We start from the raw sequence: 22,470 nt of genomic DNA on the forward strand, positions 1-22,470 counted from the left end.
TGTAAAAACTTCTTGTAGGAGGAAAAATGAATATAAGAAAAATTGAAGCAAAGAATAACAAAAGAAAAAAGAGAATTTGTGCATATGTTCGAGTTTCTACAACCAACGGAAGTCAACTTGATTCGCTAGAGAATCAAAAAGTCTATTTTGAAAAGTTGTATGCTGAACGTGATGATGTTGAGTTTTTGGGTGTTTTTTGTGACAAAGGGATTTCGGGTTCAAAGTATGATAGACCTGATTTTCAAACTATGTTAGGTGCTTGTAGAAAAGGACAAATTGATGTTATCCATACTAAGTCAATATCAAGGTTTGCAAGAGATCTCATCAATGTTCTTGAAATAAGTCGAGAATTAAAAACTCTTGGTATTGATATCTTTTTTGAAGAGCAGAATATCCACACTTTATCAAATGAAGGTGAGGTTGTCTTGACTGTGTTAACAAGTTTGGCTGAGGAAGAGTTACAAAGCATGAGCGGAAACCAACGATGGAGTTTTCGTAGAAAGTTCCAGAAAGGAGAATTACTCATTAATGCTAAACGGTTTTTAGGGTATGATTTAAACGAAAAAGGTGAACTTGTTATAAACAAAGCAGAAGCGCAAATAGTAAGAACCATCTTTTATAGTTATTTGGAAGGAATGGGTACACATAGGATTGCTAAAAAACTTAATGAGGGCAAGGTTTCAACTGTAACAGGAAAGAAATGGTATGACAGTACAATTCGTAATATCTTAAAAAACGAAAAATACAAAGGCTCTTTACTACTTCAAAAATACTTTCATGACGGTGTAAACGGTCCAAAGAAATTAAATCAAGGGCAGGTTGAACAATACTATATTGAAGATAATCATGAAGGAATTGTATCTAAGGAAATATGGGAAAAGGTTCAGGTAAAAATGAAAAGCCGTTCTCGGATCCAAGGTACAAATAAAACCTATAAATTTTCTAGAATGTTAAAATGCCAATATTGTGGTTCAACATTAAAAAGACAGGTATCTTATAAGAAAAAGATTGTTTGGTGTTGTTCCAAATATATCAAAGAAGGAAAAAATTCCTGTAAAGGTATGAGAGTCCCTGAAAGGGATATTGAAGATTGGAAACTAAGTTCACCAGTAATTGTGTTAGAAAGGATTGAAGATGGAGAAAAATATTACAGTTATACCGGCCAAAAAGGTACATCAAACAGTCATATCTCAAATTCAGAAAAAAATCAGAGTAGCCGCTTATTGTCGAGTGTCTACAGACCAAGACGAGCAGCTATCAAGTTATGAGAATCAGGTCAATTATTACCGTGAATACATCTTAAAACATGAAGATTATGAGTTAGTAGACATCTATGCAGATGAAGGCATTTCAGCAACTAATACAAAAAAACGTGATGCTTTTAACCGACTAATACAAGATTGTAGAGATGGTAAGGTGGATAGAATTTTAGTTAAATCTATTAGTAGATTTGCCAGAAATACATTGGACTGCATCAAATATGTAAGAGAACTGAAAGAACTAGGCATCGGAGTAACGTTTGAAAAAGAGAATATTGATAGCCTAGATTCAAAAGGTGAAGTACTACTTACCATTTTATCCTCACTCGCACAGGATGAATCGAGATCTATTTCAGAAAATTCAACTTGGGGAATTCGTAAGAAATTTGAGCGTGGTGTAGTTCAGGTAAACACTACAAACTTTATGGGATATGACAAAGATGAAAAAGGAAATCTCATTATAAACCATGAACAAGCTAATGTCGTAAGGTATATATTTGATAGATTTCTAGAAGGATACAGTCCAGAATTTATTTCCAAAGAGTTAAGAGAACAGGAAATACCAGGTTGCACAGGTAAAGCAAAGTGGTGCCCAAGTGCTATATGGAAAATGCTTCAAAATGAAAAATACAAGGGTGATGCTTTGCTTCAGAAAACCTATACCGTTGATTTCCTGACGAAGAAAAGAATTGATAATGATGGACAAGTTAATCAATACTATATCGAGAACAATCATGAACCAATCTTAGATAGAGAGAAGTGGGAGATTGTTCAGTTAGAAATAGCAAGAAGAAAGAAATTTAGAGAACAACATAAGCTCCAATTTTATATCATGCAGAAAGAAAACAATCCCTTTACAACAAAAGTATTTTGCGCCGAATGTGGTTCAGCATTTGGTAGGAAGAATTGGACTACAAGTCGTGGTAAACGGAAGGTATGGCAGTGTAATAATCGATATAGGATTAAAGGCAAGATTGGATGTTTAAACAATCATATCGATGAAGAAATGCTTGAGAAAGCCGTAGTAATGGCTGTAGAACAACTAAGTAAGAATGTTGACTTGTTGCACGGAAAGTGGAACAAAGTTTTAGAAGAAAATCGTCCGCTAGAAAAGCACTATAGTTTGAAGTTGGCAGAAATGATAAACAAGCCCTTGTGGGAATTTGATTCTCATGAGATGTGTCAAGTATTGGATAATATTATAATTGCAGAGGATGGGCAGATAACTGTCAGATTCTTAGAGGGAACTGAGGTAGATTTATAGAGTAGACAAAAGGTTATGATGATAGTGGGCAACTATTGTGGTTATAGCCTTTTTTTGCATTTTTGTGATAGAATATATAATATTAGAGATACTTGGATTGGCGATGAGTTTGATAGACTTATAAGAAGATAATATCAAAGCAAATGAAGAAATTCAAAACATCTGTGATTTATTTGCGAATGATCCGAATGTAATAGTTTTTCCTATTCATGGATGTTCTACTGATGTATTTAGAACAATTTTGGATAGATTTCCTGTACTGAATATTATCCATTTAGCGGACCATACATATACGAAACCTAATGGGGAGATATTACTTTCTTTTGTAGATTCAAACATGACTTTTATAAAATTTAGTAATTGGATTTCTAACCATAGATTTTATTATTCATTTCGTAACTGTTATTCAACTTTAGAGTTCGCATTGTATTCACGTTTACAAAATTCAAACTTTTCTATTTTTCATAGAGGGAAAGTTTAATCGAGCATAGCATATGAGTTTTCGGAACATTTCTATAAAGTGATTTAAAGTAGTGGAGATTTTAATCAGGCCTGGCAACTAGCTGTTGCAAATTGTACTGAGGCTCCCTTGAATTACATCAATTGTTAGTATATTTAGTTATATAGGGAGGTAGATATTGATATGGCTAGTAGCACTGAGAGGATTGGCATACATCAATGTGGAGTTATTGCAGAAAGAAATAGTTGGATGTTTAGAGAGCAGCCAGTTAATGATATAGGTATAGATGCTCATATGGAATTTGTTGTAGATGGCAAACCAAGACAACACCTTGCATTACAAATCAAGTCAGGACCAAGTTGGTTTAGGGAGAAAAAAGATAACTGCATTATTTTTAGGAACATAAATGAGAGACAATATAATTATTGGACGATGAATTCTCTTCCGTGTATAATTGTTCTGTTTAATCCTGATGATGGTATGTGTATTTGGCAAGAGTTAACTCCTAAAACAATTAAAAAAACTAAAGAGGGAGGAGGCAAAGGATATTATGTGAAAGTTCCTATAAATCAAGTTTTTTTGGATAAACAATCAAATAACCACCTTCTTTCCTATACGAATTTACCGCAACATATTCAAAATTATAACTTTCTGCTATCTCAGAAAAAATTTATGGAAATTATACAAACTGGAGGTGAAGTTAAACTACATTCAACAGAGTGGGTTAATAAGTCTAGTGGTAAAGGTGATACTAAGTTAATTGTTAATGATGGTCAAGAAACTAAAGAGTATGCCTATCCTTATTGGTTTCCGTTTACACCGTATACCGATGTTTTTCCTCGATTATTTCCATGGGCATATTTTTCTGTTGATGAAGAATTTCTTGAAGAAAGTGATTATGAATTATGGAAACAACTTCATTGTTGGTATGATAGTGAGATAGATGAATGGATAGAAGTAGGAGATACATTTGAGCAATTTCGCAAAAAATTACCCCCTATACGATCTATTGATCATTCTGGTGAAGTTGCAGAATATATGTTGATTCTCAGTTTGAATGAATTGGGAAAATCGTTCTTAGAGGTAGAGCAATTTATATCTGAAACTAGACCATACACCAAAGCAAGACCAGAATCAAAAGATGAATAAAGGAGCATAATCATGAAAAAGCTTAAACTTAATAGTGGTATGAAATCAGAAAAAACTATAGATGGATATAGACTAAATCCTACGGAGAAGTATGTTATCAATTTGGAAGATGAAATGGAATTTGCAATATCTACAATGCAAGCAATTTATATGTTTGGTTTTCCACCAGCATTTAAAAATTGGCATGCTTGGCTATTTGAGAATGGTTTTAGTACAGAAACACCAAATCCAACAAATGAATTTGTAGCAAAGTTTTATGGAAGAGAACCTCTTTGGAAAACTCCATATTCAATGGGAATAGTTGTAAAAGCAGAGGAAGATGATGATTTCTACATTGTTATGGAATGTAGTAGTAAAAATACAGGTTTCAAACACACACAAATTATCCTTACTATGGATGGCTGTCTTTGAGTGGAATCCTTCCATAATATAATTTCAAACTCTGACTATTCTGTATCGTGTTATAGTATAGAAATTTCTCTCACCACATGTTGAGGCGGTAAGTTTGCTAGTCAAGGAGTAAAACGACGAAGATTAGCATTTACTTCCGCCCATGCGATAGCTGTCCGTGATTGACAAGTGCTAGCACGCAGACAGAACGGAGATAGCGAACCGCTGAGTGTGTCGCTCTGCTCGTAAAAGCTTAGAAACCTTTGAACGAAAGGGATAATGAAAGCCTTGATTGCAAGGCTTTTTGCTTTATGGTGGGTAAGTATCAGAGTGAGAAAATTTTTGGAATGAGTAGAAGTGATAGCTAGAAATTATCAGTTTCTATTTCCATTTACCCTGTGGGTACGTGTTTGTTTCCATTGACAAGGAGTTTGTGGGAATAGAAATGTACCCACCTTGTTTGAATCAAGTGAAGTGTAGTTGAAGGAAATCTGTTGAAAGCAATACTTCATTTTACCGAATAAGTAATAATTTAGGCAACTTCAAATCGATTAAAAAAAACTATTTTAAAGGTTAAGAGTAGACAAAAATTGTCCACTCTTTTTTGCAAACTCAATTTATCAATAAATGAAATGAGGGAATGTAAAATGAAATATTTTGAGGTTGAGTTAGAAAATCCTGATGAATTTTTAAAACTACAAACAGAAGATTTTGTGAAAGCTAATCGCTTGCTACTAAGGAAGATAATCCAGAGCGTTACAGTCTATGAAGAAAACTTCGTCATATCCTTTAAATCTGGCATCGAATTGGAAGTATGAGTCTCATTCCATAACTTTTATATTGAACATATCATCTTGTTGTGTTATACTATAAATTGATATAAACAAAGATGTAGGAGGAACCGAAACTATGACAGCCTCAATGCGTTTAAGATAAGCTGGCAATAAAAAAAGCAGAATCTATACCCGATGATAGGCTTTTTTGTTGTGCTTATTTATACGATATTGAGCATTCATTAGTTACGGTGAGGATATTGGTTATTTAACTATACCTTTATTTAACTATGTCTTTAATATGAATGTTTCCAAATTGTATGTATGCAGACCAAAAGCCACATTGTGGGGTTTGGCCTGCATTTTTTATTGCCTAGAATGCTATTCAAAATAGAAATTCAAGCAAAATAATATGCAGGAGATAATATAAATGGAAAAATACAACAATTGGAAACGAAAATTTTATGCAATATGGGCAGGGCAAGCAGTATCATTAATCACTAGTGCCATCCTGCAAATGGCGATTATTTTTTACCTTACAGAAAAAACAGGATCTGCGATGGTCTTGTCTATGGCTTCATTAGTAGGTTTTTTACCCTATGCGATTTTGGGACCTGCCATTGGTGTGCTAGTGGATCGTCATGATAGGAAGAAGATAATGATTGGTGCCGATTTAATTATCGCAGCAGCTGGTGCAGTGCTTGCTATTGTTGCATTCTGTATGGAGCTACCTGTCTGGATGATTATGATAGTATTGTTTATCCGTAGCATTGGAACAGCTTTTCATACCCCAGCACTCAATGCGGTTACACCACTTTTAGTACCAGAAGAACAGCTAACGAAATGCGCAGGCTATAGTCAGTCTTTGCAGTCTATAAGCTATATTGTTAGTCCGGCAGTTGCAGCACTCTTATACTCCGTTTGGGATTTAAATGCTATTATTGCCATCGACGTATTGGGTGCTGTGATTGCATCTATTACGGTAGCAATTGTACGTATACCTAAGCTGGGTAATCAAGTGCAAAGTTTAGAACCAAATTTCATAAGGGAGATGAAAGAAGGAGTTGTGGTTCTGAGACAAAACAAAGGATTGTTTGCCTTATTACTCTTAGGAACACTATATACTTTTGTTTATATGCCAATCAATGCACTATTTCCTTTAATAAGCATGGAACACTTTAATGGAACGCCTGTGCATATTTCTATTACGGAAATTTCCTTTGCATTTGGGATGCTAGCAGGAGGCTTATTATTAGGAAGATTAGGGGGCTTCGAAAAGCATGTATTACTAATAACAAGTTCATTTTTTATAATGGGGACCAGTTTAGCCGTTTCGGGAATACTTCCTCCAAATGGATTTGTAATATTCGTAGTTTGCTGTGCAATAATGGGGCTTTCGGTGCCATTTTATAGCGGTGTGCAAACAGCTCTTTTTCAGGAGAAAATTAAGCCTGAATATTTAGGACGTGTATTTTCTTTGATCGGAAGTATCATGTCACTTGCTATGCCAATTGGGTTAATTCTTTCTGGATTCTTTGCTGATAAAATCGGTGTAAATCATTGGTTTTTACTATCAGGTATTTTAATTATTGGCATTGCTATAGTTTGCCAAATGATAACTGAGGTTAGAAAATTAGATTTAAAATAAACAATATTGGAGGAAATGTTATGGAATTAATATTAAAAGCAAAAGACATTCGTGTGGAATTCAAAGGACGCGATGTTTTAGATATAAATGAATTAGAAGTATATGATTATGACCGTATTGGTTTAGTAGGAGCAAATGGTGCTGGAAAAAGCACTTTACTCAGGGTACTTTTAGGAGAATTAACTCCCCCAGGATGTAAAATGAATCGTCTGGGTGAACTTGCCTATATTCCCCAGTTGGACGAAGTAACTCTGCAGGAGGAAAAAGATTTTGCACTTGTAGGCAAGCTAGGTGTTGAGCAATTAAATATACAGACTATGAGCGGTGGTGAAGAAACAAGGCTTAAAATAGCACAGGCCTTATCGGCACAGGTTCATGGTATTTTAGCGGATGAACCTACGAGCCATTTAGACCGTGAAGGAATTGATTTTCTAATAGGACAGCTAAAATATTTTACAGGTGCACTGTTAGTTATTAGCCATGACCGCTATTTTCTTGATGAAATAGTAGATAAAATATGGGAACTGAAAGATGGCAAAATCACTGAGTATTGGGGAAACTATTCTGATTATCTTCGTCAGAAAGAGGAAGAACGTAAGAGCCAAGCTGCAGAATACGAACAATTTATTGCGGAACGTGCCCGATTGGAAAGGGCTGCGGAGGAAAAGCGAAAACAGGCTCGTAAAATAGAACAGAAGGCAAAAGGTTCTTCAAAGAAAAAAAGTACTGAAGACGGAGGGCGTTTAGCTCATCAAAAATCAATAGGAAGTAAGGAAAAAAAGATGTATAATGCTGCTAAAACCCTAGAGCACAGGATTGCGGCCTTAGGAAAAGTAGAAGCTCCGGAAGGCATTCGCAGAATTCGTTTCAGGCAAAGTAAAGCATTGGAGCTCCATAATCCATACCCTATAGTCGGTGCAGAAATTAATAAAGTATTTGGGGATAAGGCTCTGTTTGAAAATGCATCTTTTCAAATTCCGTTAGGAGCAAAAGTGGCGTTAACTGGTGGTAATGGAATCGGAAAAACAACTTTAATCCAAATGATCTTAAACCATGAAGAAGGAATTTCTATTTCGCCTAAGGCAAAAATAGGTTACTTTGCACAGAATGGTTACAAGTACAACAGTAATCAGAATGTTATGGAGTTTATGCAGAAGGATTGTGACTACAATATATCAGAAATTCGTTCAGTGCTAGCATCTATGGGGTTCAAACAGAACGATATTGGAAAAAGTTTATCTGTTTTAAGCGGTGGAGAAATTATAAAATTGTTGCTTGCTAAAATGCTCATGGGTAGATATAACATCCTAATAATGGATGAACCCAGTAACTTCCTTGACATACCAAGTTTAGAGGCTTTGGAAATACTAATGAAGGAGTACACCGGAACTATCGTGTTTATCACCCACGATAAACGATTACTCGAAAATGTAGCAGATGTAGTTTATGAAATTAGAGATAAGAAAATAAATCTGAAACATTAAATTTAAGGTAGTCGCTGGTCAGTATAGTCTGTTCTGGTTGGCGACTCCATTGTTAAAGAGTATAAAGACTTTAGATTTTATGAATATTAAAAATAGGAACAGTCAATTGAACTGCTCCTATTTTTCTGCTAAATATATTGTAGTTTTCTTATATGTATAATGATAGATTAGCGGATTCTCATCTACGGTACTTACTTCAAATATGAAGAAGTGATCGCGGTTATCTCTGGACTTTTCCTTATTGAGGACAAAGTAATTCTTACGTGAAGTCGCCATTGTTTTTAGGATATCATCAGTTAGGAAGGTCAATGGAATATTCATGTTAGAGTAGCGGTAGAAGTCACGTTCAAAATCTTGGTAGCTCTCGCTATAATAGTCCATTTGTAGGTGATTACGCTGAAACTCAAGCTGATTCATAGAGCACCTCCTCGACAAGTTCAATACTAATAATGTCTTTTAATTTCAAATTGATGTGACCTGTTGTAGTTTTTATCAAAATGAAATCTTTGGTCAGACTTGGTATTGTTCCAGTGTAGGAAACACGCTTGTTTTTTTCAATCACTTGAATGCGTGTGCGTAGCTGCCCGGCGTATACTTGACTGAGGAGTAATAATTTCTTCTCTAGTGATAAGTCAGACATGTACGTTACTTTGTTTGTATCATCAGAGAGTGCTGATGCATGTTCAGATAGGAAAAAGCCCATCCATTTTTGCATCTTTGTATCCTGGTACTCTCTTGCTGATTGAAATGGTAAATATGAACGGTCAATCATATCAAATCCTTTCTATGCAGAGGCAAGGGTATTTTTATCAAATTGAATCGTAAAACCTTGAATTCCCCCACCTGTGTAACATTCTTTAAAGCGATTGATTACCTCAGTATAGATTATCACAGATGAGCTTGTTGGCTTAATGCTAAATGTAAATTCCAATGGTAATCGGTTTTCAGATTTAGCATGTACTAGTCGTATCGATATTTCAGTTGTTTTGAGTTTTCTCTGACGAAGTTTTGAAGTTGCTGTTTCAACGATTCCATGTAAAAATCTTTCAAGCATTTCAATATCATTACATCCTTTGCTACGGATTTCTGAAAATTGTACTGTATTTTTTTCTTGTTTCATTTTAATCCCTCCAATCCACCCGCGGAATGACCACCGATAAGTTTACTGCGTTCAATATTTCTGGAACCTTCAGTTAGGACGGTTCCTTTTTGTATGGCTAAAAAACCAAACTGTTCTCTGACAACATCAATAGCTGTCTGAAGTCTATTATCTTTTTCAATTTGTTCTACATCATCAAAGAGTGATAGTAGAGTATAGCTTTCATCTACGAAGCCACTATAAGATACACCAATTTGTCTCACTGCACCAGAGGTGTATTTTTTCGGAATAATACAAGTACATGACTCACCATTGTTTTGGGGAGATTTGCGGGTTCAATTTTATTCTGAGCATTTATAGATTTTTTCATCTCAGTCCTAGAATAGCCAATATGAATAGAAACGACAGTAGTCAATACTAGGGCTACTGTTCCGTTCCACAGTATCATTTAAAAATCATTTTCACACCCTTTCGTCTATTAGTATAGAAGAAAGCTCTCAGCACACGTTGAGGCGGTATCACTGCTTGTACGAGCTGAGGTATCAGCGAAGTAGAAGTAGATGTTCCGCCCATGGGATAGCTGTCGTAGAGTAAGGAGTTTACGACGAAACGATACGGTAACAGCGAACCGCTGAGTGTGTAGGTTTGTTAGAGAAACGTAGTTAATCCTCAAAAGGTTCCCCAAACCTTTTGAGTCCCGTAGACGCATAAAGAAAAGTGTATTATCTTGATATATAAGGTGTAGAAAATAGTTTAGAAGGATGAAAAAGGAGCCATAAGATGAATAATAGAGATTTTTGGAATTCGATAAATAAAACTAACGAGCATAGAAATTGTAACGGTGATGAACTTGTTTGCGATATGATGGTTAAGGAAGGACTTGGGCAAACAGTGGATGGATATTTTGAAGTTGCAAAATATCCAAAATATAATAAAATAATTGATACAACCAGGGCTGAGCCTTCACAAGCGTTTCATTTTTTTGAATACTATATTGATGATGAAAAATGTAATCGTTCAGATAAAAAACCAAGTTATAATCAATTAAAGTGTCCTCAATTGATAATGTACATTGCAGAAATGGCGGGATTAGACAGAAAAATTTTACTTGAGTGTCTAGAATATGTCAGAGAAATTGAAAAAGACAACAGTCTTATTGGTAGTGAAAAAAAGGCAAATTACTTGGGTGGAAATAGTTTAATGGAGTTCAAAAAGAAAATACATATCTGTGAAATACAAAGCATTATTTCGGCGGCGAATTCTTATGACGAAATTGTTCAACAAGTCTCTTTGATAGGAAAGTAGTTTAGGTTCAATGTTTATCCACTGTATAGTGCATAGTTGAAGAAAAATATAGTTTAGATATTTGAACACTATACTATTTCAAATATAGAGAAACAGAAACTTTCATAGTGTTAAATTTTAAAGATGAAATTCGCCCTACATACCGTTTCAACGAAACTTGTCAGGATACTGTCCCTCAGGCCATTATTGCCTTTCTTGAAAGTACAGATTTCGAAGATGCTATAAGAAACGCTATCTCACTTGGTGGCGACAGTGATACTCTCGCTGCAATCACTGGTAGCATAGCAGAGGCAGCTTACGGTATCCCTGATTTGATCAAGGAAAAGGCCTATTCTTACTTGGATGAACCCTTAAAGGATGTAGTTAGACGATGGGAAAATAGAATAAAAGCATATTAATCTCCAGTACGTCATATTTCTCTTTTCTGTATTTTCATTGTATAATGAGAGTACATTTAGTTGCATACGACGAAATGTAAACATTTCTATTTAAAATCAAGGAGAAATTAATGAAAAAGGCAATGTTAATTATCAATCCTACTTCTGGTGGCGAGAAGGCTTTGGATTACAAAGAAAAGCTGGAGAATAAAGCAAAAGAATACTTTGAGCAAGTGGAGACCAAAATTACTGAGAAAGCGCTGGATGCAACACATTTTGCTGAGGAAGCTTCTCGTGAGCAGTACGATGCAGTGGTTGTGTTTGGTGGAGATGGGACTGTCAATGAAGTTATTTCGGGTATTGCTGAGAGAGACTACATTCCTAAGTTAGGGATTATCCCTGGTGGAACAGGTAACCTCATTACGAAACTGTTGGAAATCAATCAAGACATAGATGGCGCTATTGATGAACTGGATTTCAACTTAACCAATAAGATTGATATCGGAAAAGCGAATGACAATTATTTTGGTTATATCTTTAGTATCGGTTCACTTCCTGAGGCGATTCACAATGTTGAAATCGAGGACAAGACAAAATTCGGTATTTTAGCCTATGCTGTAAATACTATGAAGTCTGTCATGACGGATCAGGTCTTTAACATTAAGGTCGAGACAGAAAATGGAAATTATGTTGGTGAAGCTAGCCATGTTTTGGTTCTCTTGACAAATTACTTCGCTGATAAGAAAATCTTTGAAGAAAACAAAGACGGCTATGCCAATATTTTGATTCTGAAAGATGCGTCTCTATTCTCCAAATTATCCGTTATTCCTGATTTACTAAAAGGAGATGTTGTCTCAAATGATAATATTGAGTATATCAGAGCGCGTAATATTAAGATCTCTTCAGATAGTGAGTTGGAGTCAGACGTTGATGGCGATAAATCGGATAACCTACCTGTAGAAATCAAAGTTTTAGCTCAGCGAGTTGAAGTATTTTCAAAACCGAAAGAGTAGAAGGTAAAAATTAGTTTATTATTCACAACGAAATTAAGTTCTATATCAACGATTGGAGGAGGAATGAATTCTCTATTTGATGAATTTCGAACAATCTGTTCTCATTTAAACCAAGTCGGAATCACTCCGACGCTCATGGGGTCTTTGGGGTTTGAATACCGTTCAAATGACGAATGGGGGCCGTCTGACATTGACATTCATGTGCCTGGTGACTCTAGAGGTTGGGAAGCTCCTGACCATCTCAGAATCTATGATTGGGACAAGATAATGAAAGTGATGAATCACTTAGGTTACGCCTTAATAGATATTCATGAGCATGAATTCCAAAAGGATGGTCTGAGTGTTGAATTCGGAAGTATTGATTCTTTACCAGATTTTGCAGGAGTTTCGGAATCGGATATAGAGCTGATTCATCTCGATGACATCACTTTTCGCGTTCCAAGTTTGGAACAGTTTTTAAGCGTTTACAAGGCTTCTTCCCAAGATTCTTATCGAAATGAGCACAATAACAATAAGGATTTTAAAAAAATAGAGTGGTTGCAAAGATATTTGTAAATCATCATTTGAAAAGTAGCAAGTTGTAAGACTGGCTACTTTTTTATTTATAGAACCAAACCACTAGAATCTACGGACAAGCCTTGAAAATAAAATACGAAAGTAGTATACTAGAATCACAATTATGAAAACGTTTGCGTAAAATTGGAATTAAAACTCTAGGAGACAAATTAATGGAATTAAGTGCTATTTACCATAGACCTGAGTCAGAGTATGCCTATCTTTACAAGGATAAGAAACTTCATATTCGGATTAGAACTAAGAAAGGGGATATTGAAAGCATCAACTTGCATTATGGTGATCCTTTTATTTTTATGGAGGAGTTCTATCAAGATACAAAGAAAATGGCCAAGATAACTTCTGATGCCTTATTTGACCATTGGCAGGTTGAAGTGTCCGTCGACTTTGCACGTATCCAGTATCTCTTTGAACTCAAGGATACAGAAGGCCAAAGCATTTTGTATGGCGATAAAGGGTGTGTGGAAAATTCTCTAGAAAATCTTCATGCCATTGGAAACGGATTTAAGTTGCCTTATCTTCATGAAATTGATGCATGCCAGGTTCCTGATTGGGTTTCAAATACGGTATGGTATCAGATATTTCCTGAGAGATTTGCTAATGGAAATACTCGATTAAACCCAGAAGGGACTTTAGACTGGGATTCATCTATCACACCTAATAGTGATGATTTCTTTGGTGGTGATTTACAGGGGATTGTTGACCATCTGGATTACTTGCAAGACTTGGGTATTACTGGACTTTATCTTTGTCCTATCTTTGAATCTACGAGCAATCATAAGTACAATACGACAGATTACTTAGAAATTGACCGTCATTTTGGAGACAAGGAGACCTTTCGGGAGCTGGTCGAACAATCTCATCAGCGTGGCATGAAAATCATGCTGGATGCTGTATTTAATCATATTGGTTCGCAATCTCCTCAATGGCAAGATGTTATCGAAAACGGTGAGGAGTCTGCTTACAAAGATTGGTTCCGTATTCAACGATTCCCAGTGACGACTGATAAGCTTGCTAATAAGAGAGACTTGCCCTATCATGCTTTTGGTTTTGAGGGCTATATGCCTAAGCTAAATACAGCCAATCCAGAGGTTAAGGAGTATCTTTTAAAGGTTGCGACTTATTGGATTGAAGAATTTGATATCGATGCTTGGCGTTTGGATGTGGCTAATGAGATTGACCATCAGTTTTGGAGGGATTTTCGTAAGGCAGTTTTAGCTAAAAAGCCTGATCTTTATATCCTAGGAGAAGTCTGGCATACATCTCAGCCTTGGCTAAATGGGGATGAGTTCCATGCAGTCATGAATTATCCTTTATCTGATAGTATCAAGGAGTATTTCTTACGAGGAATTAAGAAGACAGATCAGTTCATCGATGAAATCAATGTCCAATCTATGTATTACAAACAGCAGATTTCAGAGGTTATGTTTAATCTCTTGGATTCTCATGATACAGAACGTATTTTGTGGACGGCCAATGAGGATGTTCAACTGGTTAAATCAGCCCTAGCCTTTCTCTTTTTACAAAAAGGAACACCCTGCATCTATTATGGAACAGAGTTATCCTTGACTGGCGGTCCAGACCCAGATTGTCGACGTTGTATGCCTTGGGAACGTGTATCAAGTGACAGTGATATGCTGAATTTCATGAAGAAGCTAATCAAGATTCGCAAACACACATCATCAACCATTCAGCATGGTAAGTATAGCCTTCAAGAAATCAAAGCTGATGTAGTAGCTTTGGAATGGAAATACGATGGACAGGTCCTAAAAGCAATATTCAACCAATCAAAAGAAGAGTATCTTTTAGAGAAGGAAACCGTAGCACTAGCAAGCAATTGCCAAGAATCGGAGAATCAGCTTGTCATCTCTCAAAAAGGATTTGTGATTTTCTAAAAAGTAGTGGATGAAGATTAGGGTCTTAAGTTCAATTTATATAGTATAATAAGGCTAGTTACTAAACCTTTAAAAGGAGAAGAAGATGAAGAAATCAAGAAAATTAGCGACATTAGGAATCTGTTCTGTCTTATTTTTAGGCTTGGTAGCTTGTCAACAACAAAATACTACTTCTGAACGGACGAATCAAAGGCAAACCAGTTCAGCTAAAGTTCCATGGAAAGCTTCATACACCAACCTAAACAATCAGGTAAGTACAGAAGAGGTCAAATCTCTCTTATCAGCCCATTTGGATCCAAATAGTGTTGATGCATTTTTTAATCTTGTAAATGATTATAATACCATTGTCGGCTCGACAGGTTTATCAGGAGATTTCACTTCCTTTACTCACACCGAATACGATGTTGAAAAAATTAGCAACCTTTGGAATCAAAAGAAGGGCGATTTCGTTGGTACAAACTGTCGTATCAATAGTTATTGTCTTTTGAAAAATTCAGTCACCATTCCAAAACTTGAAAAAAATGACCAATTGCTTTTCATAGATAACGATGCGATTGATAAGGGAAAGGTCTTTGATTCACAAGATAAGGAAGAATTTGATATTCTATTTTCGAGAGTTCCAACTGAAGCAACGACGGATGTCAAGGTTCACGCTGAAAAGATGGAAACATTCTTCTCCCAGTTTCAATTTAACGATAAAGCTCGAATGTTATCTGTAGTCTTGCACGATAATCTGGATGGTGAGTATCTGTTTGTAGGCCACGTTGGAGTCTTAGTGCCTGCTGATGATGGTTTCTTATTTGTAGAGAAATTGACTTTTGAAGAGCCCTATCAAGCGATTAAATTTGCCAGCAAGGAAGATTGTTACAAGTATTTAGGCACCAAGTATGCGGACTATACAGGTGACGGATTGGCAAAGCCTTTCATCATGGATAATGATAAGTGGGTTAAGCTTTAATAGTGGTAAGATGTGACAGTAATCCTAGGACATTTATATTTTTAATGAGTTAATCATTAGTAGCCAGAAACCACTCTTTAAAGTTTTGCACATATTTCAAAACAGTCCATTTGTAGTTTTATTTGGATTGGTATATAATTTAACTTAGAGAAAATAGGAGGACTAATCGAATGGAATTAAAAGATTTTACAGAAAAAGAACAGGAAATGATTAAGAAGGGGCTTACGACATCTAAGATTAGTGACAAGGAAACTGCTGAGAAGATTCTTGCTCTAGTACCACAAGACTTGATTAAGCGAATTCCGTTTTTTGTAAGAAAACATGCTACGACACGTACGATTAAACGCATTTCAATTGAACACCCTGAACTCTACGCTGCAGCTCAAACAAGTGGTGAAATTCCTGAAAAAGAAAGAGAAGAATTGCGTCAGATTATCACGACTATCTTTGAACAAAAGATGAATAAGCATAGTATTCGTTAAATACAAAATCTGAGAACTAGAGCCTTCTAGTTCTTTTTATATCCGTTTTCACACTATTAAACTTATACAAATCTATATAAAATATTATTTTTCCGAACAAAAATAGATATTTTTTCAAAAAAGTACTTTACAGAGTGTTGGAAGTATGATATAGTAATAAAGCTTAGAAAATGAGATGATGTTTTCTAGCAAATATAAACCCGAGTAAAAAATGCCTACGGACAGGCAGGGTTGAATGCCGAAGCGTGGTTGAAAAACCACATTATTGATAGGGTTAAAAGCCTACTTTTATAAGTTGATGTTAGGACACTTGTCCTAATTCATAAATTTTTAGTGTGGTGAAAGCACACGTCATCTTGTGAAACGATCAATAAAGTACGTAATATTTGCTACTAGAGAGTTTGGAAACATCTGGAAAAGACATACTCAACAGAAACAAACATAAAAACGTCAGAAGATTGCAGAGCAGGTGAAAACCTGCTCTTTTTTCATGAGTCAACCTTTAGTCGTCTTCGTCTTCTTGAAGCGCTAAAAATACAGTAAAGGAGTATGTCTTGAAAGAGTTAGATCAAAACCAAGCCCCAATTTATGAGGCCATGGTGAAATTACGCAAGAAAAGGATTGTCCCCTTTGATGTGCCAGGTCACAAGCGTGGACGAGGAAATCCAGAACTTGTCGAACTGTTAGGAGAAAAATGTGTTGGCATTGATGTCAATTCGATGAAACCCTTGGATAATCTAGGTCATCCCATTTCGATTATTCGGGATGCAGAGGAGTTGGCAGCAGATGCTTTTGGAGCAGCCCATGCCTTTTTCATGATTGGGGGAACAACTTCATCGGTGCAGACTATGATTCTTTCCACCTGCAAGGCTGGAGATAAGATTATTCTGCCACGTAATGTCCACAAATCTGCTATTAATGCGTTGGTTCTATGTGGTGCCATTCCCATCTATATCGAGATGAGTGTGAACCCTAAAATTGGTATCGCTTTAGGTCTTGAAAATGATCGAGTAGCCAAAGCCATAAAGGACCATCCAGATGCCAAGGCCATTTTGATTAACAATCCTACTTACTACGGAATCTGTTCAGACCTAAGGGGATTGACAAAAATGGCTCATGAAGCTGGTATGATGGTTTTAGTGGATGAGGCCCACGGAGCACACTTACATTTTACTGATAAACTTCCAATTTCTGCTATGGATGCAGGTGCTGATATGGCTGCAGTTTCCATGCATAAGTCTGGTGGGAGTTTGACCCAAAGCTCTATTTTACTTATCGGGGAGCAGATGAATCCTGAATACGTTCGTCAGATTATCAATCTTACCCAGTCAACATCCGCCTCTTACTTGTTGATGGCTAGTTTAGATATTTCACGTCGCAACTTGGCCCTTCGTGGTAAAGAGTCGTTTGAGAAGGTCATTGAGCTATCCGAGTATGCTCGTCGTGAAATCAATGCCATAGGTGGCTACTATGCCTACTCAAAAGAGTTAATAGATGGTGTGTCGGTCTGTGATTTTGACGTGACCAAGCTGTCAGTTTACACTCAGGGTATTGGCTTAACAGGTATCGAGGTTTATGACCTCCTACGAGACGAATACGACATTCAGATTGAGTTTGGTGATATTGGCAATATCTTGGCCTATATTTCGATTGGTGATCGTATCCAAGACATCGAGCGCTTAGTCGGTGCTTTGGCTGATATCAAGAGACTTTATTCACGAGATGGGAAGGACTTGATAGCTGGAGAATATATTCAGCCCGAGTTAGTGCTGTCTCCACAAGAAGCCTTCTATTCAGAGAGAAAAAGTTTGTCTTTAGACGAATCTGTTGGACAGGTCTGTGGAGAATTTGTCATGTGCTATCCTCCAGGGATTCCTATCTTGGCTCCTGGTGAACGCATTACACGTGAAATTGTAGACTATATCCAATTTGCCAAGGAACGTGGTTGCTCCCTCCAAGGGACGGAAGATCCTGAGGTCAATCACATCAACGTCATTAAGAGAAAGGAGAACTAGATGGATTTATGGTTTTCTGAAGTTCATACTCCAGATGTGAAATTGTCCCTGAGAACAGCCAAGCAACTCTACGCTGGTAAAAGTGAATGGCAGGATATCGAAGTCTTGGATACACCAGCTTTTGGGAAAATACTGATTTTAAATGGGCATGTCTTGTTTTCAGATGCAGATGACTTTGTCTACAATGAAATGACCGTTCACGTTCCCATGGCTGTCCATCCCAATCCCAAGAAAGTTTTGGTAATAGGGGGTGGCGACGGCGGTGTTGCTCAAGTTTTGACACTGTATCCAGAATTGGAACAAATTGATATTGTGGAACCAGATGAGATGTTGGTAGAGGTTTGCCGAGAGTATTTCCCAGACTTTGCTGCGGGGCTAGATGACCCTCGTGTTACCATTTACTACCAAAATGGGCTACGCTTTTTGCGAAACTGTGAAGATGACTACGATATTATCATCAACGATGCGACAGATCCATTTGGCCATACAGAAGGTCTCTTTACCAAGGAATTTTACGGTAACAGTTATAGAGCCTTGAAAGAAGACGGTATCATGATTTACCAGCATGGGAGTCCTTTCTTTGACGAGGATGAGTCTGCTTGCCGAAGCATGCATCGCAAGGTCAATCAGGCCTTTCCAATTAGTCGGGTCTATCAGGCCCACATCCCAACCAGTCCAGCTGGCTATTGGTTGTTTGGATTTGCATCGAAAAAATACCACCCCGTCAAAGATTTTGACAAGGAGGGCTGGAAAAAACGCCAGCTTTTCACAGAATACTACACTGCAAACTTACACGTGGGAGCCTTTATGTTGCCCAAATATGTTGAGGATATTTTAGAAGAAGAGGAAGGAAAAAAATGGGTCGTTTATTAGTTATTGGATGTGGGGGCGTTGCCCAAGTTGCTATTTCAAAGATTTGCCAAGATAGCGAAACCTTTACAGAGATTATGATTGCTAGCCGTACCAAGTCAAAATGCGATGACTTGAAGGCTAAATTAGAAGGTAAAACAAGTACAAAGATTGAGACAGCTGCTCTTGATGCTGACAAGGTTGAAGAAGTAATTGCCCTGATTGAAAGCTACAAGCCAGAAGCTGTTTTGAACGTAGCTTTACCATATCAAGATTTAACCATTATGGACGCTTGTTTGGCAACTGGAGTCCACTATATCGATACAGCTAACTATGAGGCTGAGGATACGGAAGACCCTGAGTGGCGTGCTATCTACGAAAAGCGCTGCAAGGAACTTGGTTTTACAGCTTACTTTGACTACTCATGGCAATGGGCTTATCAAGAGAAATTCAAAGAAGCTGGCTTGACTGCTCTTCTTGGTTCTGGTTTTGACCCAGGTGTGACTAGTGTTTTCTCGGCTTATGCACTCAAACATTACTTTGATGAAATCCACTATATCGACATTTTAGACTGTAATGGTGGTGACCACGGTTATCCATTTGCGACCAACTTCAACCCAGAAATCAATCTACGTGAGGTTTCTGCGCCAGGTTCTTACTGGGAAGATGGAAAATGGGTCGAAGTCGAAGCCATGTCTATCAAGCGTGAGTATGATTTCCCTCAGGTCGGACAAAAAGACATGTATCTCCTTCACCATGAAGAAATTGAATCATTGGCCAAGAACATTCCAGGTGTCAAACGCATTCGTTTCTTTATGACTTTTGGTCAATCTTATCTAACGCATATGAAATGCTTGGAAAATGTTGGTCTCCTTCGTACGGATGCCATTAACTTCAACGGACAAGACATCGTTCCAATCCAATTCTTAAAAGCCTTGCTTCCAGATCCTGCCAGCCTTGGCCCACGCACTGTTGGTAAAACCAATATCGGCTGTATCTTTACTGGTGTAAAAGATGGTGTTGAGAAGACCATCTACATCTACAATGTCTGCGACCATCAGGAATGTTACGCAGAAGTTGGTTCACAAGCAATTTCTTACACGACAGGAGTTCCAGCCATGATTGGGACAAAATTGGTTATGAACGGTACTTGGAAACAACCAGGAGTTTACAACCTTGAAGAGTTGGATCCAGATCCATTTATGGAAGCTTTGAATGAATATGGTTTGCCATGGGTTGTGGTTGAAAATCCACAAATGGTGGACTAATGAAGCTAGAACAAGTACCAACACCAGCCTATGTTGTTGACTTAGCAAAGTTAGAAGGCAACTGCCGCATCCTACAATATGTTCAAGAAGAAGCTGGTTGCAAGGTTCTACTTGCCCAGAAGGCTTATTCCCTCTACAAAACCTATCCCTTGATTAGCCAGTATCTATCTGGCACAACTGCCAGTGGTCTCTATGAAGCTAAGCTCGCTAGAGAAGAGTTCCCGGGGGAAGTTCATGTCTTTGCACCAGCTTTCAAGGAAGCGGACTTGGAGGAATTACTTGAGATAACAGACCATATCGTCTTTAACTCAGAAAGACAGTTGCGTAAGCACGGTCCTCGTTGCCGAGATGCTGGTATCAGTGTAGGTTTACGTCTCAATCCTCAATGTTCAACACAGGGTGACCACGCGCTCTACGACCCTTGTGCACCTGGCTCTCGTTTTGGCGTTACACTAGATAAGATTCCGAGTGATTTACTAGATTTGGTGGATGGTCTTCATTTTCACACCCTTTGCGAGCAGGGAGCAGATGATTTAGAGACAACTTTGAAAGCTGTAGAAGCGCAGTTTGGTCCCTACTTACATCAAGTCAAATGGCTCAATATGGGGGGCGGACACCACATCACAAGAGAAGGTTACGATGTGGATTTGCTGATTTCAGAAATCAAGCGTATCCGAGAAACTTACAATCTTGAAATCTATATCGAGCCGGGTGAAGCCATTGCACTCAATGCAGGTTATCTAGCAACTGAAGTATTGGATATTGTCGAAAACGGTATGGAAATCTTGGTTTTAGACGCCTCTGCGACCTGCCATATGCCTGACGTACTTGAGATGCCCTATCGTCCACCTTTGAGAAATGCCTTTGAGGCACAGGAAAAGGCCCATACATATAGACTTTCTTCCAATACTTGTCTGACAGGAGATGTGATTGGTGATTATAGCTTTGAAAATCCAGTTCAAATCGGAGACAGACTTTATTTTGAAGATATGGCCATTTATTCCTTTGTCAAAAATAATACCTTTAATGGTATTGGATTGCCAAGTCTCTATCTTATGGACGAACAGGGAGACTGTAGCTTAGTCAAATCCTTTGGCTATAAAGATTTTAAAGGGAGATTATCATGATGGACAGTCCCAAAAAATTAGGCTATCGCATGCCAGCAGAATACGAGCCCCATCATGGTACCCTCATGATATGGCCGACTCGACCAGGATCATGGCCTTTTCAAGGAAAAGCTGCTAAAGCAGCATTTAGCCAGATTATAAAAACCATTGCAGAAGGGGAAAGAGTTTATCTTTTGGTAGAGCAAGACTACTTAGCTGAAGCCCAAGACTACCTTGGAGATAGCGTTGTTTATTTAGACATTTTCACCAATGATGCCTGGGCGCGTGATACTGGCCCAACCATTCTCCTTAATGATAAAAGGGAAAAGTTGGCAGTAGACTGGTCTTTCAATGCTTGGGGTGGTGCTGTTGATGGTCTTTATCAAGATTATGAAGATGATGACCAAGTAGCCAGTCGTTTTGCTGAGGCTTTGGAAATGCCTGTCTATAATGTTAAACCTTTTGTCCTGGAAGGCGGAGCGATACATAGCGATGGTCAAGGAACCATTCTCGTGACTGAAAGTTGCTTGCTTAGTTCTGGTCGCAATCCTCATCTTAGTAAGGATGAAATCGAAAATACCTTATTAGAGTGCCTTGGAGCTGAAAAAGTCATTTGGCTTCCTTATGGTATTTATCAGGACGAAACCAATGAACACGTTGATAATGTTGCTGCCTTTGTTGGTCCTGCTGAGCTTGTTTTGGCTTGGACGGACGACGAAACTGATCCTCAATATGCAATGTCAGTAGCTGATTTAGAGCTCTTAGAACAGGAAACAGATGCAAAAGGACGGAAGTTTATCATTCATAAATTGCCTATCCCTGCAGTTCGACAAGTTGTGACAGAAGAAGATTTGCCAGGCTACATCTATGAAGAAGGAGAAGAAGAGCGATACGCAGGTGAAAGGCTTGCTGCTTCCTATGTCAATTTCTATATCGCTAACAAGGCTGTCCTTGTTCCCCAGTTTCAAGATGTCAATGACCAAGTGGCCTTAGATATCCTCAGTAAGTGTTTTCCAGACCGTAAAATTGTCGGAATAGCAGCCAGAGATATTCTTTTAGGTGGTGGCAATATCCACTGTATCACCCAACAAATCCCAGAATAG

At 37.6% G+C, this 22,470-nt stretch carries 22 protein-coding genes and 1 pseudogene; 19 read left to right on the top strand and 4 right to left on the bottom strand.

What is annotated here, in order from left to right; genetic code table 11:
- The first annotated feature begins 26 nt into the window (after positions 1-26).
- The 7 genes from KB197_RS05275 (at position 27) to msr(D) (ending at position 8,427) form a co-directional block, all read left to right on the top strand.
- Positions 27-1,268 carry a recombinase family protein gene (locus tag KB197_RS05275; RefSeq protein WP_212573564.1) on the top strand — a complete coding sequence of 414 codons (1,242 nt, stop codon included), beginning with the start codon at positions 27-29 and terminating at the stop codon, positions 1,266-1,268.
- The gene (locus KB197_RS05280) at positions 1,195-2,523 is read left to right on the top strand and encodes a recombinase family protein (RefSeq protein WP_419991701.1); all 1,329 of its coding nucleotides are present in this window, start codon (positions 1,195-1,197) and stop codon (positions 2,521-2,523) included. Before KB197_RS05275 ends, KB197_RS05280 begins: the two co-directional genes overlap by 74 nt.
- A 643-nt stretch (positions 2,524-3,166) precedes the next feature.
- Positions 3,167-4,132: a DUF4365 domain-containing protein gene (locus tag KB197_RS05285; RefSeq protein ID WP_102210768.1), complete on the top strand. Its 966-nt coding sequence runs from the start codon at positions 3,167-3,169 to the stop codon at positions 4,130-4,132.
- A gap of 12 nt (positions 4,133-4,144) precedes the next feature.
- Positions 4,145-4,543 carry a hypothetical protein gene (locus KB197_RS05290; protein ID WP_102210767.1) on the top strand — a complete coding sequence of 133 codons (399 nt, stop codon included), beginning with the start codon at positions 4,145-4,147 and terminating at the stop codon, positions 4,541-4,543.
- A gap of 626 nt (positions 4,544-5,169) precedes the next feature.
- Positions 5,170-5,340 carry a hypothetical protein gene (locus tag KB197_RS05295; protein WP_000873143.1) on the top strand — a complete coding sequence of 57 codons (171 nt, stop codon included), beginning with the start codon at positions 5,170-5,172 and terminating at the stop codon, positions 5,338-5,340.
- A 385-nt stretch (positions 5,341-5,725) separates the two neighbouring features.
- Positions 5,726-6,943, top strand: coding sequence for a macrolide efflux MFS transporter Mef(A) (mef(A), locus tag KB197_RS05300; protein ID WP_000417519.1), 1,218 nt, complete (start codon positions 5,726-5,728; stop codon positions 6,941-6,943).
- Between the two features lie 20 nt (positions 6,944-6,963).
- Positions 6,964-8,427: an ABC-F type ribosomal protection protein Msr(D) gene (gene msr(D), locus KB197_RS05305; RefSeq protein WP_000420313.1), complete on the top strand. Its 1,464-nt coding sequence runs from the start codon at positions 6,964-6,966 to the stop codon at positions 8,425-8,427.
- A gap of 117 nt (positions 8,428-8,544) precedes the next feature.
- On the opposite strand, the gene KB197_RS05310 is transcribed toward msr(D), so the two are convergent.
- Genes KB197_RS05310 through KB197_RS05325 form a run of 4 tightly spaced genes read right to left on the bottom strand, consistent with a single transcriptional unit; the run spans position 8,545 to position 9,789 of the window.
- The gene (locus KB197_RS05310) at positions 8,545-8,844 is read right to left on the bottom strand and encodes a DUF5960 family protein (RefSeq protein WP_001072467.1); all 300 of its coding nucleotides are present in this window, start codon (positions 8,842-8,844) and stop codon (positions 8,545-8,547) included.
- On the bottom strand, positions 8,831-9,199 hold the full coding sequence (locus KB197_RS05315; protein ID WP_000567222.1) for a hypothetical protein: 369 nt from the start codon (positions 9,197-9,199) through the stop codon (positions 8,831-8,833). The genes KB197_RS05310 and KB197_RS05315 overlap by 14 nt, the downstream gene beginning before the upstream one ends.
- 12 nt (positions 9,200-9,211) lie before the next feature.
- The gene (locus KB197_RS05320; protein ID WP_000806926.1) at positions 9,212-9,547 is read right to left on the bottom strand and encodes a hypothetical protein; all 336 of its coding nucleotides are present in this window, start codon (positions 9,545-9,547) and stop codon (positions 9,212-9,214) included.
- Positions 9,544-9,789: a hypothetical protein gene (locus tag KB197_RS05325; RefSeq protein ID WP_001813542.1), complete on the bottom strand. Its 246-nt coding sequence runs from the start codon at positions 9,787-9,789 to the stop codon at positions 9,544-9,546. The genes KB197_RS05320 and KB197_RS05325 overlap by 4 nt, the downstream gene beginning before the upstream one ends.
- A 517-nt stretch (positions 9,790-10,306) precedes the next feature.
- Between KB197_RS05325 and KB197_RS05330 the strand changes: the two genes are divergently transcribed.
- The 12 genes and pseudogenes from KB197_RS05330 to aguA all read left to right on the top strand — a co-directional run bounded on the left by KB197_RS05330 (position 10,307) and on the right by aguA (position 22,470).
- Positions 10,307-10,831: a hypothetical protein gene (locus KB197_RS05330; protein ID WP_212573563.1), complete on the top strand. Its 525-nt coding sequence runs from the start codon at positions 10,307-10,309 to the stop codon at positions 10,829-10,831.
- A 122-nt stretch (positions 10,832-10,953) separates the two neighbouring features.
- Positions 10,954-11,229 (top strand): annotated as a pseudogene (locus KB197_RS05335) (ADP-ribosylglycohydrolase family protein); the annotation flags it as partial.
- Positions 11,230-11,339: 110 nt separating this feature from the next.
- Entirely contained in the window at positions 11,340-12,221 is an 882-nt protein-coding gene (locus tag KB197_RS05340) for a diacylglycerol/lipid kinase family protein (RefSeq protein WP_042751173.1), read from the top strand.
- 63 nt (positions 12,222-12,284) lie between these two features.
- Positions 12,285-12,776, top strand: a complete 492-nt coding sequence (locus KB197_RS05345) for a phosphoribosylanthranilate isomerase (protein ID WP_049493741.1) — start codon at positions 12,285-12,287, stop codon at positions 12,774-12,776.
- Between the two features lie 173 nt (positions 12,777-12,949).
- Positions 12,950-14,689, top strand: coding sequence for a glycoside hydrolase family 13 protein (locus KB197_RS05350; protein WP_212573562.1), 1,740 nt, complete (start codon positions 12,950-12,952; stop codon positions 14,687-14,689).
- Positions 14,690-14,774: 85 nt separating this feature from the next.
- Positions 14,775-15,647, top strand: a complete 873-nt coding sequence (locus KB197_RS05355) for a DUF4300 family protein (RefSeq protein WP_064276185.1) — start codon at positions 14,775-14,777, stop codon at positions 15,645-15,647.
- A 170-nt stretch (positions 15,648-15,817) separates the two neighbouring features.
- Positions 15,818-16,129: a hypothetical protein gene (locus KB197_RS05360; RefSeq protein WP_020901364.1), complete on the top strand. Its 312-nt coding sequence runs from the start codon at positions 15,818-15,820 to the stop codon at positions 16,127-16,129.
- Between the two features lie 554 nt (positions 16,130-16,683).
- Entirely contained in the window at positions 16,684-18,144 is a 1,461-nt protein-coding gene (locus tag KB197_RS05365) for an aminotransferase class I/II-fold pyridoxal phosphate-dependent enzyme (protein WP_212573561.1), read from the top strand.
- Positions 18,145-19,017, top strand: a complete 873-nt coding sequence (gene speE, locus KB197_RS05370) for a polyamine aminopropyltransferase (protein WP_024058046.1) — start codon at positions 18,145-18,147, stop codon at positions 19,015-19,017.
- A complete protein-coding gene (locus KB197_RS05375) occupies positions 19,002-20,261 on the top strand; it encodes a saccharopine dehydrogenase family protein (protein WP_212573560.1) in 1,260 nt (419 codons plus the stop codon). The genes speE and KB197_RS05375 overlap by 16 nt, the downstream gene beginning before the upstream one ends.
- Positions 20,261-21,388, top strand: a complete 1,128-nt coding sequence (gene nspC, locus KB197_RS05380) for a carboxynorspermidine decarboxylase (protein WP_064276182.1) — start codon at positions 20,261-20,263, stop codon at positions 21,386-21,388. The genes KB197_RS05375 and nspC overlap by 1 nt, the downstream gene beginning before the upstream one ends.
- Complete coding sequence (gene aguA, locus KB197_RS05385; RefSeq protein ID WP_212573559.1) at positions 21,385-22,470, top strand: agmatine deiminase; 1,086 nt, start codon at positions 21,385-21,387, stop codon at positions 22,468-22,470. The genes nspC and aguA overlap by 4 nt, the downstream gene beginning before the upstream one ends.

The organism is Streptococcus sp. 11-4097 (assembly GCF_018215285.2).
Lineage (GTDB): Bacteria > Bacillota > Bacilli > Lactobacillales > Streptococcaceae > Streptococcus.

What these genes read in the sequence shown, in the direction of transcription:
- KB197_RS05275 (WP_212573564.1), top strand. Translation starts at nt 27, where the DNA reads ATGAATATAAGAAAAATTGAAGCAAAGAATAACAAAAGAAAAAAGAGA.
- KB197_RS05285 (WP_102210768.1), top strand. Translation starts at nt 3,167, where the DNA reads ATGGCTAGTAGCACTGAGAGGATTGGCATACATCAATGTGGAGTTATT.
- KB197_RS05290 (WP_102210767.1), top strand. Translation starts at nt 4,145, where the DNA reads ATGAAAAAGCTTAAACTTAATAGTGGTATGAAATCAGAAAAAACTATA.
- KB197_RS05295 (WP_000873143.1), top strand. Translation starts at nt 5,170, where the DNA reads ATGAAATATTTTGAGGTTGAGTTAGAAAATCCTGATGAATTTTTAAAA.
- KB197_RS05310 (WP_001072467.1), bottom strand. Translation starts at nt 8,844, where the DNA reads ATGAATCAGCTTGAGTTTCAGCGTAATCACCTACAAATGGACTATTAT.
- KB197_RS05315 (WP_000567222.1), bottom strand. Translation starts at nt 9,199, where the DNA reads ATGATTGACCGTTCATATTTACCATTTCAATCAGCAAGAGAGTACCAG.
- KB197_RS05320 (WP_000806926.1), bottom strand. Translation starts at nt 9,547, where the DNA reads ATGAAACAAGAAAAAAATACAGTACAATTTTCAGAAATCCGTAGCAAA.
- KB197_RS05330 (WP_212573563.1), top strand. Translation starts at nt 10,307, where the DNA reads ATGAATAATAGAGATTTTTGGAATTCGATAAATAAAACTAACGAGCAT.
- KB197_RS05340 (WP_042751173.1), top strand. Translation starts at nt 11,340, where the DNA reads ATGAAAAAGGCAATGTTAATTATCAATCCTACTTCTGGTGGCGAGAAG.
- KB197_RS05345 (WP_049493741.1), top strand. Translation starts at nt 12,285, where the DNA reads ATGAATTCTCTATTTGATGAATTTCGAACAATCTGTTCTCATTTAAAC.
- KB197_RS05350 (WP_212573562.1), top strand. Translation starts at nt 12,950, where the DNA reads ATGGAATTAAGTGCTATTTACCATAGACCTGAGTCAGAGTATGCCTAT.
- KB197_RS05355 (WP_064276185.1), top strand. Translation starts at nt 14,775, where the DNA reads ATGAAGAAATCAAGAAAATTAGCGACATTAGGAATCTGTTCTGTCTTA.
- KB197_RS05360 (WP_020901364.1), top strand. Translation starts at nt 15,818, where the DNA reads ATGGAATTAAAAGATTTTACAGAAAAAGAACAGGAAATGATTAAGAAG.
- speE (WP_024058046.1), top strand. Translation starts at nt 18,145, where the DNA reads ATGGATTTATGGTTTTCTGAAGTTCATACTCCAGATGTGAAATTGTCC.
- KB197_RS05375 (WP_212573560.1), top strand. Translation starts at nt 19,002, where the DNA reads ATGGGTCGTTTATTAGTTATTGGATGTGGGGGCGTTGCCCAAGTTGCT.
- nspC (WP_064276182.1), top strand. Translation starts at nt 20,261, where the DNA reads ATGAAGCTAGAACAAGTACCAACACCAGCCTATGTTGTTGACTTAGCA.
- aguA (WP_212573559.1), top strand. Translation starts at nt 21,385, where the DNA reads ATGATGGACAGTCCCAAAAAATTAGGCTATCGCATGCCAGCAGAATAC.